Annotated in this window: 13 protein-coding genes; 12 read left to right on the plus strand and 1 reads right to left on the minus strand. The window is 45.0% G+C overall.

Annotation, left to right across the window (positions count from 1 at the left end; all coding sequences use genetic code 11):
* The first annotated feature begins 7 nt into the window (after positions 1-7).
* The 4 genes from I1A42_RS06970 (at position 8) to I1A42_RS06985 (ending at position 2,537) form a co-directional block, all read left to right on the plus strand.
* Entirely contained in the window at positions 8-382 is a 375-nt protein-coding gene (locus tag I1A42_RS06970; protein WP_196123018.1) for a nuclear transport factor 2 family protein, read from the plus strand.
* A 205-nt stretch (positions 383-587) separates the two neighbouring features.
* Positions 588-1,175, plus strand: coding sequence for a hypothetical protein (locus tag I1A42_RS06975; protein WP_196123019.1), 588 nt, complete (start codon positions 588-590; stop codon positions 1,173-1,175).
* A gap of 237 nt (positions 1,176-1,412) precedes the next feature.
* The gene (locus I1A42_RS06980; RefSeq protein WP_161156338.1) at positions 1,413-1,736 is read left to right on the plus strand and encodes a thioredoxin family protein; all 324 of its coding nucleotides are present in this window, start codon (positions 1,413-1,415) and stop codon (positions 1,734-1,736) included.
* 207 nt (positions 1,737-1,943) lie between these two features.
* Positions 1,944-2,537: a TetR/AcrR family transcriptional regulator gene (locus I1A42_RS06985; protein WP_161156340.1), complete on the plus strand. Its 594-nt coding sequence runs from the start codon at positions 1,944-1,946 to the stop codon at positions 2,535-2,537.
* A 157-nt stretch (positions 2,538-2,694) separates the two neighbouring features.
* Here I1A42_RS06985 and I1A42_RS06990 read toward each other — a convergent pair whose 3' ends face one another.
* Positions 2,695-3,903 (minus strand): MFS transporter, encoded by a 1,209-nt coding sequence (locus tag I1A42_RS06990; protein ID WP_230389350.1) that lies wholly within the window; start codon positions 3,901-3,903, stop codon positions 2,695-2,697.
* Between the two features lie 97 nt (positions 3,904-4,000).
* Here I1A42_RS06990 and I1A42_RS06995 point away from each other — a divergent pair, with 97 nt between their 5' ends.
* The 8 genes from I1A42_RS06995 (at position 4,001) to astB (ending at position 12,831) form a co-directional block, all read left to right on the plus strand.
* The gene (locus I1A42_RS06995; protein WP_196123020.1) at positions 4,001-4,831 is read left to right on the plus strand and encodes an AraC family transcriptional regulator; all 831 of its coding nucleotides are present in this window, start codon (positions 4,001-4,003) and stop codon (positions 4,829-4,831) included.
* 115 nt (positions 4,832-4,946) lie between these two features.
* Positions 4,947-5,399, plus strand: a complete 453-nt coding sequence (gene soxR, locus I1A42_RS07000; protein WP_196123021.1) for a redox-sensitive transcriptional activator SoxR — start codon at positions 4,947-4,949, stop codon at positions 5,397-5,399.
* A gap of 246 nt (positions 5,400-5,645) precedes the next feature.
* Complete coding sequence (locus tag I1A42_RS07005) at positions 5,646-6,512, plus strand: GlxA family transcriptional regulator (protein WP_196123022.1); 867 nt, start codon at positions 5,646-5,648, stop codon at positions 6,510-6,512.
* A 189-nt stretch (positions 6,513-6,701) separates the two neighbouring features.
* Positions 6,702-7,919 carry a bifunctional succinylornithine transaminase/acetylornithine transaminase gene (locus tag I1A42_RS07010; RefSeq protein WP_196123023.1) on the plus strand — a complete coding sequence of 406 codons (1,218 nt, stop codon included), beginning with the start codon at positions 6,702-6,704 and terminating at the stop codon, positions 7,917-7,919.
* 2 nt (positions 7,920-7,921) lie between these two features.
* Positions 7,922-8,935 carry an arginine N-succinyltransferase gene (locus tag I1A42_RS07015; protein ID WP_196123024.1) on the plus strand — a complete coding sequence of 338 codons (1,014 nt, stop codon included), beginning with the start codon at positions 7,922-7,924 and terminating at the stop codon, positions 8,933-8,935.
* A gap of 18 nt (positions 8,936-8,953) precedes the next feature.
* The gene (astA, locus tag I1A42_RS07020; RefSeq protein WP_196123025.1) at positions 8,954-9,988 is read left to right on the plus strand and encodes an arginine N-succinyltransferase; all 1,035 of its coding nucleotides are present in this window, start codon (positions 8,954-8,956) and stop codon (positions 9,986-9,988) included.
* Between the two features lie 3 nt (positions 9,989-9,991).
* A complete protein-coding gene (gene astD / locus I1A42_RS07025; protein WP_196123026.1) occupies positions 9,992-11,479 on the plus strand; it encodes a succinylglutamate-semialdehyde dehydrogenase in 1,488 nt (495 codons plus the stop codon).
* An 8-nt stretch (positions 11,480-11,487) separates the two neighbouring features.
* Complete coding sequence (astB, locus tag I1A42_RS07030) at positions 11,488-12,831, plus strand: N-succinylarginine dihydrolase (RefSeq protein ID WP_196123027.1); 1,344 nt, start codon at positions 11,488-11,490, stop codon at positions 12,829-12,831.
* Positions 12,832-12,836 lie beyond the last annotated feature (5 nt).

Raw genomic sequence — 12,836 nt, forward strand, 5'->3', positions numbered from 1 at the left:
GTAAATTATGACACCAAAAGACGTTGTTATCGCCTATTGGAAAGCGATGAATTCGAATGATTTCACTCAAGCAAGTGAATGGCTAGCCCCTGAATTTCAAGGCCACTGGGTGCAATCATCTGAGTTAATTGAAGGGCGCGATAATTTCGTAGCGATTAACTCCCAATATCCAGCAAATGGGCGGTGGCAATTTGTTATTCACTCCATCGTCGCCGAAAACAATACGGTCGTGACCGATGTTTCCATTACCGATAGTGTGGTTAATGATCGAGTCATTACTTTTCATACTGTTGAATATGATTTGATTGTTAAACAGGTCGAATATTTTCCAGACAATTACCCAGCGCCAGAATGGCGATCTCAATGGGTCAAGCCTCTCTAGTTTCATGCCTCAGATGTCACCACACTGAGGCATTATTCGTTTGATATACCCAAATCACTTCAGAATGCCGAATTCAGAGCGCTCTAAAAGAGCCCAGGTCAGCCCAATCATGAAAGGAGTGATTAGCCTCTTTCGACGATAAGCAATCATACGCTTAACTTTCTATTATACTTGTTAGAAATGAATGTATTAGAGGAAGTTAAAAATGAAACGGATTTTGTTATTTTGTATTCCAGTCGCTTTATCTGGATGCTCAGCGTGGCAGCAATCAGAGAACAATGCCACTAGTGACACCACTGTCACGCCTCTCGCTCAATGCCTTGGGCACACTCAACTTCCCGAAAAGCTTGCGAATCAATTTTATGCGGTGAACGACAGTAAATTATTGAATCAATCCCTTGGCGAACCAGGTAAAGGAAAGCTCTGCAATGGCGCAGTTTATCAGGCAAAACCTAAAACGAAAGTGGTGATCTATCGCGCGTGGAATAGTACCAACCCCAATAGTAAATTGGGTAGCTGGTGGGCGTTTAGCCAACCGTCTGGGTCAATTGCTAAATATCGGGAAAACTATGAGATCTGCTATCAGTGGTCACCACTCGATAAATTGGTCCGCTGCACGTTAAAACCGGGCACAAAAATCGTATTAGGAGGTGGGCAAAGCGCTGAATGCTCACAATACCTCTCTTATCCCACATCGAAAAGTCAGCAAATTTTTATTGAAGACGCGAGCAGTGCCGTCAAAGATTGCGTTGAATATACCGGTATGATGAGTTGGATTGAAGCTGAGCGGTAAGTTATCGCACAAGTATAAATATAAGTAGCAGCGTCGTTTAAGCTGCTACCTGTCAATCGGTGGGTGATTCAATATTCAACATCAAACCCAGCAGAACGCCACTCGTCTAAGCCATTTTTATACATTTTAACTTTAAAACCACGCCCGATGAGCAGGTTAACTGCATCGAGTGCCTCAAGACAGTAATAACCATTCTATTATGGATCGACTGTTCTAAAAGTAAATGGGAGACAGTCAATGACTTCAAAAGTATTAACGTTAAATGATGAAACTTATCAAGAGAATCTGAGTAAAGAGGGCACGTTTGCAGTGCGTCTTTGGGCTGAGTGGTGTATGCCATGTCGTATGATGTCACCAATCTATGAGGAAGTGGCAGACAAAATTGCGGATGAATCGCTGGTAATGGCAGAAGTCAATATTGACCAATTTCCTTCTGTCGCGGCCTCTTTAGGTGTGAGAAGTATTCCAACGGTGGTTGTGTTTAAAAATGGTAAAGAAATCAACCGTTCTGCTGGACTTCTCCCTGCACCACAATTAACCGCTCTGATTCAGAATAGCTAAATAGATTTGGGTATATGGACTTAGGGAAGTGATGCGATAGTATGCTGGGAGCGAATGTTAACAGCGAAAGAAAAAATCGTATCGTGCTTCAAATTCAGGGATGAATTGAAGAATCTTGGCGAGTTGGACACACAAATGTGGATTATGGGTTTCCCCATGATGTCTGATACGCCATAATCGCTACGTTTTTCAATAAGAGGTATCGTAATGGCTCGTACTGGACGCCCTAGAGAATTTAACCGCGAAGCTGCGGTGAAACGCGCAATGAATCTATTTTGGCAAAAAGGCTTTGAAAGTACGTCGTTAGCTGAATTACGTAAAACCTTGGGCAATCTCTCTGCTGCGAGTTTTTATTCTGCATTTGGTTCTAAACGCGAGCTCTATAAAGAGTGTTTAGAGCTGTATACCCATACTTGTGGCGAAACGCTATCACTACTGACTGACACCAGTGTGCCCGCTAAAGTTGCGATAAAAAATATGCTGGTCAAAACCATTACGTTACAAACCTCAACGCAAACACCGACGGGATGTATGGCGGTATTGTCGGGTTTGAACTGTTGTGACGACAATAAAGAGGTAGAACAACTGGCGCTATCGGTGCGCAATGATATTCGCCAAGCGCTAAAAGAGTGTATAGAACGTGGTATTCAGCAGAGTGAATGGCACCTTGATTCTAATGATGTTGAGTGTTTCGTCGTTATGATCGATACCTTTGTGAATGGCATCTCTATTCAATCTCGCGACGGCGTTGACCGCGACGCTTTATTTCGAGCCTGTGACCTGTTTTTGGAGCGATTGTAACTATCGCTCTTTAATTTTATGACCAAAGAGTGTTATGTGCTCTTAGGCAAAGAATAGGTGTAAAGATAGAGCTGTCACCCTACCATAGAAATCAATAACGTAAGATCACGATAGGTAAGGAGCCATAGAGATTGGCTCCTTTTTAGATTGGAAAGCATTAAACTTGAACTGCTTCTACGTCACTTAATTCAATACTTCTTAAACGCCCAGCCAGCGCCCCTGAAATTAACATGATCACAGATAATCCAGTGGCAATCAGGAGTACAGCCGTCCAATTGTGCGTAATGTTGTGCAGTATTCCCACTAATGTTGGGCCAGAGGCGGCTAATAAATAACCCACTCCTTGTGCCATCCCTGACAGTAAGGTGGCTTGAGTGGTGCTGCCAGTGCGAAAGCCGATAAACATATACGCTAACAGGATGACACCACCGGAACCAACGCCGAAACAGGATACCCATAACATAGCGCCGAGAGGGGCGATCCATAAACCAATCAGTCCGACCGTTAACAAGCCGCTCATTATAATGGCGATGGTGACTTGGTTTTTCATTCGGCTTACGATGGGGCCAAGAAATAACCCGGGTAGTGCTGATGCTAGTTGCATCATGCCGTGGACCGAGCCCGCCTCTAAGGTTGAGAATCCTGCATCGGTCAAAATAGTGGGGAGCCATGCCACTAGCATGTAATAAAGCAGTGAATTGATGCCCATAAATAGTGTAATTTGCCAAGCGAGCGGTGCTAACCAAATCGACCGCATAGAGCTTGGCGTTTTAATCTGTTTGGGTTGGTAAGTAGTACCGTTGAGCTGCTTACTCCAGATGACAGCGCCCAATAATGGCAAAATGACCATCGTACCCAATGCCATTTGCCATCCTCCGAGTATATCTAAAGGAACAATTGTGGCAGAAATTAGCCCAGCAGAGACGCCCATGCACAAGCCGCATAACCCTGTCATGTTCGCCACTTTGTCTGGATAGTTTTGCTTGACCAAACTGGGCAACAGCGTGTTACCCACCGCAATACCCGCTCCGGTTAGCAAGGTGCCAATATACAAACTGGATACCCAGCCTAAAGAACGCACTAGAATACCGATCATAATGGCCACGAGCGCAGTTAATAACGTGATGTTTAAACCAAATCGTTTCTCTAGCTGGGCAACAAAAGGTGAAATGACCGCAAAACAAAGGAGCGGCAGTGTTGTGAGTAACCCAGTTTGATACGATGAAAGGGAAAGCACAGATTGAATCGTATCGAGCACAGGGGCGACGCCCGTAAACGGTGCTCTTAAATTACACGCAACAAGTAATATCCCAATAAAGAGCATGATGGATGACAATGTCCGTTTGTCATTCGTATGGTTGTTCATGAAATGGTTCTCTTAGTTAATCATTGAGTTCACCTTATCATTTGTTACGTAGGATGAATTTATATAATATGACTAAAAATCGCTAAATTATGACAACATGAAATCTGATCAATACACGCTCTGTGATATCGTCGAACAGCTTGAATCTCAATCATGCAGTACGCCTGTGATTGCTATGTGGGTTGATATTGAAGATGAAAAAAGTGAAATGCCCTTGCATCAACACCAGCACGGACAGCTTGTGTATGCGTTAAAAGGCGGTGTTCGGTGTCAACTTCCTCAATCTACGTTAATTGTTCCGCCTCAGTGTGCAGTTTGGATCCCGTCGGGCGTCATGCACAGCATTCACACCACAGCCAATGCCCAAGTGTGTTATCTGTTTATCCATCCTTCAATGTCATCATTGCCTACGGCAGGGTGCACACTTTCGATTGCACCTTTGGTTCGTGAATTGATTTTGAATTTAAGTATGCAGCCTCACCAGTATTCACCTGACAGCGCGTTGGGGCGTAAGGCATTAGTATTGCTTGAAGAACTTGCACAAATGCCGATTGAACATTTATCTCTCGTTACTCCTGATGAACCGAGGTTACAAAAAATAGCCACGCATTTGTTTAATTATCCAGCGGACAGGCGCACTTTGGCTGAATGGGGCACAAAAGTGGCAATGAGTGAACGTTCACTCGCGCGGTTATTTAAACATGAAACGGGAATGACGTTTGGACGGTGGCGTCAGCAGTTACATCTTATTATTGCGATGCATCAACTCTCAAACGATAGCTCGGTACAAAGTGTCGCTGATTATCTGGGGTATCAATCTGTTACCGCGTTTATTACTATGTTTAAAAAGGCGGTAGGGAAGCCCCCTGCACAATATTTTTCATCTTTAAATCAGATGGATAACCATAATCTCGACAAAGCCAGCTAGGTGCTGTTACCCACATCATATTGATTCTGCAATTTAATGGCTTAATACTATACCTCAATAAAACTTGAGGTTACTGTGTTCTGGCAAGGTAAATAATAAGGATGGGAAAATAGTAATGGAAATGACCGTGGGTGAGGTAGCAAAGCGTGCAGGGGTCAAAGTCTCGACTTTGCATTTTTATGAGCAGAAAGGGCTGATTTCCAGTTGGCGAAACGCAGGAAATCAACGTCGGTACGATCGGCAGGTCTTACGTCGGGTTGCGGTCATTAAAGCAGCGCAAACTGTGGGATTAACCCTTGAAGAAATTGGTGATTCATTAGCGGTGTTACCTAAACACAAAGCGCCGACTCGAGAACAATGGCAGCAGATGGCAACGCATTGGCAAGCAATGCTCAATCATCGAATTCGTCAACTTGAAGCGTTAAAAAATGACCTAGATGGTTGTATTGGTTGTGGCTGCTTATCACTTGAGAGTTGTGCCATTTATAATCCGCAAGATGTTCGGGCTGAAACTTTTGCTAATAAGACATTATTAACTCATCCCGAAGAGTGGAATGATGGTATATAAGACAATCGATATATGATTTTTTATTCACGTTAAGAACATATAGTGAATTTTAAGCACAATTTTAAGCGTTTTAAATTGAAATAAAAGCATTGATTAAATGGCCTCTGTTCGTCATGCTTACCCGCAAATAATATTCAGCAAGGCTGAATGGGTGCTCATGGAAAGAAGTACGATTAGATGGTAGCAGTAAAGACAAACAGGGTAGTTATTTATTCCCAGAGGCTATGTTCTTCGTTGGCATTGGGAATGATCATTGAGCCGTTTGCACACTCTAATCGGCTTAATGAACAATGCCAGTTTGAGGTGATTCATCATCAGCAAAACGACGCTGTTACCCTAGAAAGTGTTGTGGGAGAATCAGGCTTCGATTGGATTATTTTACTGGCTGAATCTGCGCCAAATACCGAGTTATTCCGCCCCGATCTCACCTTTATTAAACGCCAACTGAAATACACAAATGCTAAGGTATTGGCGCTAGACGGTGGCGTTTACTGGCTTGCTGCCATCGGGCTCATGTCGGATAGCCCAGTGGCTGTGCATTGGCATTATAGTGAAGATTTTCAGCAGAGTTTCCCACAACAGCCGATCAGCACTCAGCTCTTTCATGATGGGCCTAATTGCATTACTTGTGTTGGGAAACTGGCCACATTAGATGCGGTGCTATGCCTGATTTCCCGCTATCAATCCGCTGAAACCATTAGAGATATCTGTGATTATCTCTGTATCGACCGAATTCGATCTCAAGAAGAGAAACAACGCTTACCTAGTTCTTTAATTGGTGGTGTTAACCAGCCTCGATTAACCATGGCGCTAGAGCTGATGGAGCAAAATATAGAAGAGCCGCTTTCGACCGATGATATTGCGGATTTGGTGCATATTTCGAGGCGTCAACTCGAACGTTTGTTTAAACAATATCTCAATACGATGCCAGCCAAGCATTATTTAGGGCTGCGACTTGAGCGTGCTAAAAAGCTGTTGCTGACTACCAATACCTCCATTGTTCAAATCGGTTTAAGTTGTGGTTTTTCGAGTGGACCGCATTTTTCTTCTTCCTATAAAGCGTTTTATCAAATTACCCCGCGTGAAGAACGTAGTCGCAAATTAAACCGATAGCGCGGATATAAAATCTATTTAATATCAGTGCCTTGCCTAAGAGCGAAACCATTCTCGCTGAAACAGCATCTTGAGGTTATTTGGGTATAAAAGCGCGAGAATCTATAAATTTGCGTCGTAATTTTGAAATGCTCTGAACAATTAACCGAGTAGTTTAATAGGGTACATTGATAAATCAGAGGCACGAAGATGAAGAACTCCATTCCCTCAAGGAAAGATTTTGACCAATACATGATCCCAGTGTATTCACCGGCACCCTTTATTCCAGTGAAGGCACATGGCTCAACCTTGTTTGATCAGAGCGGTAAAGATTACATCGACTTTGTTGGCGGTATTGCGGTTAATGCGCTGGGCCACGCCAATCCCGAATTACGTAAGGCTTTGATTGAGCAATCAGATAACCTTTGGCATACCGGTAACGGTTATACCAATGAGCCAGTTTTAACCTTGGCAAAACATCTAGTGGAAGCGACCTTTGCCGATAAAGCGTTTTTCTGTAATTCAGGCGCTGAAGCTAACGAAGCAGCGCTAAAATTAGCTCGACGTTATGCTCGCCAGAATTTCAGCGAAGATAAAAACGAAATCATTGCGTTTAACAATGCGTTCCATGGCCGTACACTGTTTACTGTGTCGACTGGCGGTCAGCCAAATTACTCGAAAGATTTTGCGCCATTACCAGGTGGCATTTCGCACTTACCTTTCAACGATCTCGAGGCGCTAAAAGCGGCGATCTCAGATAAAACAGCAGCGGTAATTGTTGAACCTATTCAGGGTGAAGGCGGCGTGATTCCTGCCACTCCTGAATTTTTACAAGGGGTGCGAGAGCTGTGTGACCAAAACAATGCCGTGCTGATCTTTGATGAAGTGCAAACGGGCGTTGGTCGTACCGGCCATTTGTATGCGTACCAAGGTTACGGTGTCACTCCTGACGTATTGTCAACGGCAAAAGCACTCGGTGGTGGTTTCCCGATTGGCGCAATCCTGACTACAGATAAGTTTGCGACTGGTCTTACGGTGGGTTCTCATGGCACAACGTATGGCGGTAATCCTCTTGCTTGTGCTGTCGCGAATGTATCGCTTAATATCATTGATTCAGAAGCGTTTCTTGCCGATGTGCGTGCGAAAGAAGCGCATTTTGTTGAAGTGCTGAAGAAGATAAATAGTGAACTCAACATGTTTAGTGACATCCGTTCAGCAGGTTTGCTGATTGGTTGTCAGTTGACTGATGAATTTGCCGGACAAGCAAAAGCCATCAGCGTTCTCGCGACTGAATATGGTGTGATGACATTGATTGCTGGCGCTAACGTGGTGCGTTTTGCCCCAGCACTTAATATTAGTGAATCAGAAATGGAAACCGGTTTGTCTCGCTTTGAGCAAGCTCTAAAGGAATATAAAACAAGGAAGTAAGCATGATAATACTGCGTCCTGCGCGTTTAAGCGACTTAGGTCAGCTTGAGCGTCTTGCGAAAGAAAGTGGCACTATGGTGTCCACTTTGCCAGATAAGAAAGAGAGCTTAGTGCGTAAAATTGAACGCTCTATCGACTCTTTTGCTCAGGACGTGGTCACTCCAGGTGAAGAGAGCTATTTCTTTGTGTTAGAAGAGTGCTTAACCGGACAAGTGGTCGGCACAGGCGCTATTAATGCGCTGTCTGGTTATCGCACTCCTTTCTATGCGTTCCGTAACGATATGCTGATTCACTCTTCTCGCGAGTTGAACGTGCATTCTCGCGTTCATGCTTTGTCGTTGACGCATGATTTAAGCGATCACTCCAATCTTTGTAGCTTTTACGTGGTCGATTCCCTACATAAAACGCTGTATCCCGCATTGGTTACACTAGGGCGCTTGCTGTACATGAGTGTCGAGTCACAGCGTTTTAGTAACGAATGGATGGCAGTATTGCCGGGGTTGTGTGATGACGCTGGCCGCGCTCCATTTTGGGAACATGTTGGGCGTAAATTTATCGGCCTAGATTATGATGAAGTGGAGTTTTTGAACGGAACCAAAGATGGCACATTTATCGCAGAACTCATGCCACATTATCCATTGTATGTCCCGCTGTTTGATGAAGAAGCGCAGCAAGCCATCGGTATGGTGCATCCTAAAGCGGAATTGCAATGTAATTTGCTTAGCGGGCAGGGCTTTGAGCCTGATAAATACGTAGAAATTTTTGACGGTGGCCCTATTCTCAGTGCCACCCATAATACCTTGAACATTTGGCAGCAACAGCGCCAAAAGAGTGTGACATTTGCAGAGGTTGCACCTGATGCACCTGCACATTTAATCGGTTTTAAAAGCGATAGTGGTTTTTCTGCCTTTATCGCGCCATGCCAAACCAGCTCTAGCCAGTTAGTGTTGGATAAATCCATTGCACAGCGGGTGGGAATAACAAACAAACAAACCGTTTGGCATGTAGAAATTTAGTTAAAAAGGATTTTAATCATGATGATTATTCGCCCAGTCAATTGGGATGATAAGGACGCATTACTCGACTTAGCCAGCAAGGCGGGCGTTGGCTTTACCTCGCTTCCTGTCGATGAAGCTCGTTTATTAAGTCGCCTAGAACGTACATTAAACACTTGGGATAAAAAAGCGCCACTGCCCGAGCAAGGCTATTTATTTGTACTAGAAGATACGACAACGCAAAAAGTTGTGGGCGTGAGTGGTATTGAAGTGGCTGTCGGACTAAATGAACCTTGGTATTCTTTCCGTCTTGGCACGTTAGTGCATGCGTCTAAAGAGCTGAATGTTTATACACAGATGCCAACCCTGTTTTTAAGTAACGATCACACCGGACACAGTGAACTGTGTACCTTATTCCTCGATGCGGACTACCGTCACAGCAAAAACGGTCAATTGCTCTCAAAATCACGCATGATGTTTATCGCTAACTTCCGTGAAGAATTTCGCGACAAAGTGTTCGCAGAAATGCGCGGTGTGTGTGATGAAAACGGTGAATCACCATTTTGGGAATCGTTGGGTCGCCATTTTTTCTCGATCGATTTTAGTGAAGCAGACTATTTGACCGGGATTGGTCAAAAAGCCTTTATCGCTGAATTAATGCCAAAGCATCCACTCTATGTCGATTTTCTAACAGAAGAGGCCAAAGCGGTGATTGGTCAGGTGCATCCGTGTACTGCACCTGCACGTAAAATTTTGGAAAGTGAAGGTTTTCGCTACACTAACTATGTCGATATCTTTGATGCTGGCCCAACGTTAGAAGCTTACGTTGAAGATTTGCGGATTGTTAAACAAAGCCAAATGCGCAAAGTTGCGATAGCTGAGCATCCTATTGTAAGTGAGCAACCTTATTTAGTAAGCAATACAGATTATCAACAATTTCGCACCACATTGATTGCGTCTCAGCCGGATGATGAGTGTATTTATCTCACGCAAGAACAGTGTGATGCACTAAAAGTGAAACCCGGGAACGAGGTGCGTGTCGCCTCTTTGTTTGCAAAACAGCCAGAGGTATAAATCATGATCAAAACTCAACCGAATGTCTTTACAAATGGTCAATGGCAAACCACAGGAACGGCGCTTTTTAGCAAAACCAATCCTGCCAATGGTGAGTTGGTGTGGCAAGGTCATGAAACAGAGAAAGCGTGTGTTGAACAAGTCGTCTCTAACGCGCGTACCGCCTTTAAAGCTTGGGCGCGCACAGCATTTGATGAGCGTGTTGCGATAGTCAAACGCTTTGCTGAGCTGGTCGCAGACAATAAACAAACTTTGGCTGAAACCATTGCCAATGAAACCGGTAAGCCGTTGTGGGAAGCGTTAACAGAAGCGCAAGCGATGGCGAATAAAGTCGCTATTTCAATCACGTCTTATCACGAGCGTACTGGTGAAAAAGTGACTGACATTGCAGGCGGAACTGCCTCACTGCGCCACCGCCCTCATGGTGTTATGGCTGTGTTTGGCCCTTACAATTTTCCGGGGCATTTACCCAATGGGCACATTGTACCTGCGCTGATTGCCGGTAATACCATTGTGTTCAAACCCAGTGAGCTGACGCCCTTTACGGCACAAAAAACCATTGAGCTTTGGGAGCAAGCCGGATTGCCAAGCGGCGTAATTAACCTTGTACAAGGTGGTAAAGATACGGGCATTGCTTTAGCCGCAAGTGCCGGCATTGATGGTTTGTTGTTTACTGGTAGTGCGAATGTTGGATATTTACTGCATGAGCAGTTTGCCACTCGTCCCGATAAAATTTTGGCGTTAGAAATGGGGGGGAACAACCCATTAGTGATTGATTCTTATGATGATACTGATGGTGTCGTGAACCTGATTATTCAATCTGCGTTTATCAGTGCAGGTCAGCGTTGCACCTGTTCACGCCGGCTACTCGTGCCGCATGGTGAACAAGGTGATGCATTAATTGCTCGTTTAGTTGACGTTACCAAACAGATTAAAGTCGGGGCGTGGACCGAAAAAGAACAGCCATTTATGGGGCCCGTCGTATCCGTGGCCGCGGCACAGCATATGCTCAATGCGCAAGATGAGCTGATTAAAAAAGGCGCGATTTCACTGGTTAAAATGGAACAGTTGGTACCAGAAACGGGCTTGTTATCACCAGCCATTCTTGATGTGACCAATGCGACCGATTTGGTTGATGAAGAGTACTTTGGTCCATTGCTCACTGTGATTCGTTACAACACGCGTGAAGAAGCGATTGATATTGCCAACAACACACGCTTTGGTCTATCTGCGGGTTTGGTCTCGAAAGATAAAGCTTTTTATGAGCAGTTCTTAATTGATGTTCGTGCGGGCATTATTAACTGGAACAAGCCGCTAACCGGTGCAGCAAGTAATGCGCCATTTGGTGGCCCAGGCGCATCGGGAAATCATCGCCCAAGTGCGTATTACGCTGCTGACTACTGCGCATGGCCAGTGGCATCGTTGGAAACTGATCACGTTGAGATGCCAGAAGCCGTTTCTCCGGGTCTGGATTTTTCAAGCAATAAGTAGGAGCGAATATGTCAGCATACGAAGTTAACTTTGATGGCTTAGTCGGTCCAACGCATAACTACGCTGGACTTTCCTTTGGGAATGTCGCCTCAACCAATAATAAAAATGTGGTCGCCAACCCTAAACTTGCGGCTTTGCAAGGGTTAGAAAAAGCGAAAGCATTAGCCGATATGGGCTTTAAACAAGGCATTCTTCCTCCGCAAGAACGCCCATGTATTGCGACGTTACGTCAAATGGGATTTAGCGGTAGTGATGCGGATGTGATTACGCAGGCGGCGACCAAAGCGCCGCGCTTATTAGCGAATGCCAGCTCTGCCTCTTCCATGTGGGTGGCCAATGCCGCAACGGTTTCGCCATCGGCAGATACGTTAGATGGAAAGGTGCATTTCACCCCGGCGAATTTAAATAACAAACTGCATCGTAGCATTGAACATGAGCAGACTGGGCGGGCGTTGGCTGCCATATTCACTGACGCGCACTACTTCGCTCATCATCCAGCTCTGCCGATGCATGAATCGCTTGGCGATGAAGGTGCCGCGAACCACAACCGTTTTAGTGCCAATCATGGTCAGAGCGGAGTGGAACTGTTTGTTTATGGTCAACACTATTTTTCTGATACACCCAAGCCCAGTCAATTCCCAGCCCGTCACAGCTTAGAGGCGAGTCAAGCCATTGCTCGTCTACATGGGTTATCAGAAAACAACACGGTATTTTTACAACAAAACCCGGATGTGATTGACCAAGGGGTGTTCCACAATGATGTTATTGCGGTCAGTAATGGCCCAGTATTTTTCCATCATCAGGATGCGTTTTTGCATCAAGCGCCTGCGTTTGATGAGATTTCTCGTAAACTGGCGCAGTATGAATGCGAATTCCATGCTATCGAAGTGCCCCGAGATCAAGTATCGATTAGCGACGCAGTGCAAACCTATCTATTTAACAGCCAGTTGCTGACTAAAGCGGATGGTTCGATGATGTTGGTGGTACCCAATGAAGCGCGTGAGCATCCGGGTGTGTGGGCGTATTTGCAAGAGTTGATCGCCACGTCTTCTTTTATTAAAGAAGTGCAAGTGTTTGATCTACGTGAAAGTATGCGCAACGGCGGCGGCCCTGCTTGTTTACGATTGCGAGTTGCCTTGCAGCAGAACGAGCTGGATGCGGTGAACCCCCATGCGTTAATGAGTGACGAAAAATATCGCCAACTTGTTGCGTGGGTAAATACACATTATCGCGACCGGTTGTCTGAGCAAGATTTGGCAGATCCTCAGCTATTATTGGAATGTCGCACTGCGTTGGATGAACTGACTCAGATTATGCAGTTAGGCTCTATTTATCCATTTCAGCTAGGGTAGGTGGT

Origin of the sequence: Vibrio nitrifigilis, assembly GCF_015686695.1 — a bacterium.
In the GTDB taxonomy this organism is placed as follows: domain Bacteria; phylum Pseudomonadota; class Gammaproteobacteria; order Enterobacterales; family Vibrionaceae; genus Vibrio; species Vibrio nitrifigilis.

Bases quoted from the DNA above. Each gene is read 5' to 3' on its own strand.
- I1A42_RS06970 (WP_196123018.1), top strand. From the start codon at position 8: ATGACACCAAAAGACGTTGTTATCGCCTATTGGAAAGCGATGAATTCG.
- I1A42_RS06975 (WP_196123019.1), top strand. From the start codon at position 588: ATGAAACGGATTTTGTTATTTTGTATTCCAGTCGCTTTATCTGGATGC.
- I1A42_RS06980 (WP_161156338.1), top strand. From the start codon at position 1,413: ATGACTTCAAAAGTATTAACGTTAAATGATGAAACTTATCAAGAGAAT.
- I1A42_RS06985 (WP_161156340.1), top strand. From the start codon at position 1,944: ATGGCTCGTACTGGACGCCCTAGAGAATTTAACCGCGAAGCTGCGGTG.
- I1A42_RS06990 (WP_230389350.1), bottom strand. From the start codon at position 3,903: ATGAACAACCATACGAATGACAAACGGACATTGTCATCCATCATGCTC.
- I1A42_RS06995 (WP_196123020.1), top strand. From the start codon at position 4,001: ATGAAATCTGATCAATACACGCTCTGTGATATCGTCGAACAGCTTGAA.
- soxR (WP_196123021.1), top strand. From the start codon at position 4,947: ATGGAAATGACCGTGGGTGAGGTAGCAAAGCGTGCAGGGGTCAAAGTC.
- I1A42_RS07005 (WP_196123022.1), top strand. From the start codon at position 5,646: ATGATCATTGAGCCGTTTGCACACTCTAATCGGCTTAATGAACAATGC.
- I1A42_RS07010 (WP_196123023.1), top strand. From the start codon at position 6,702: ATGAAGAACTCCATTCCCTCAAGGAAAGATTTTGACCAATACATGATC.
- I1A42_RS07015 (WP_196123024.1), top strand. From the start codon at position 7,922: ATGATAATACTGCGTCCTGCGCGTTTAAGCGACTTAGGTCAGCTTGAG.
- astA (WP_196123025.1), top strand. From the start codon at position 8,954: ATGATGATTATTCGCCCAGTCAATTGGGATGATAAGGACGCATTACTC.
- astD (WP_196123026.1), top strand. From the start codon at position 9,992: ATGATCAAAACTCAACCGAATGTCTTTACAAATGGTCAATGGCAAACC.
- astB (WP_196123027.1), top strand. From the start codon at position 11,488: ATGTCAGCATACGAAGTTAACTTTGATGGCTTAGTCGGTCCAACGCAT.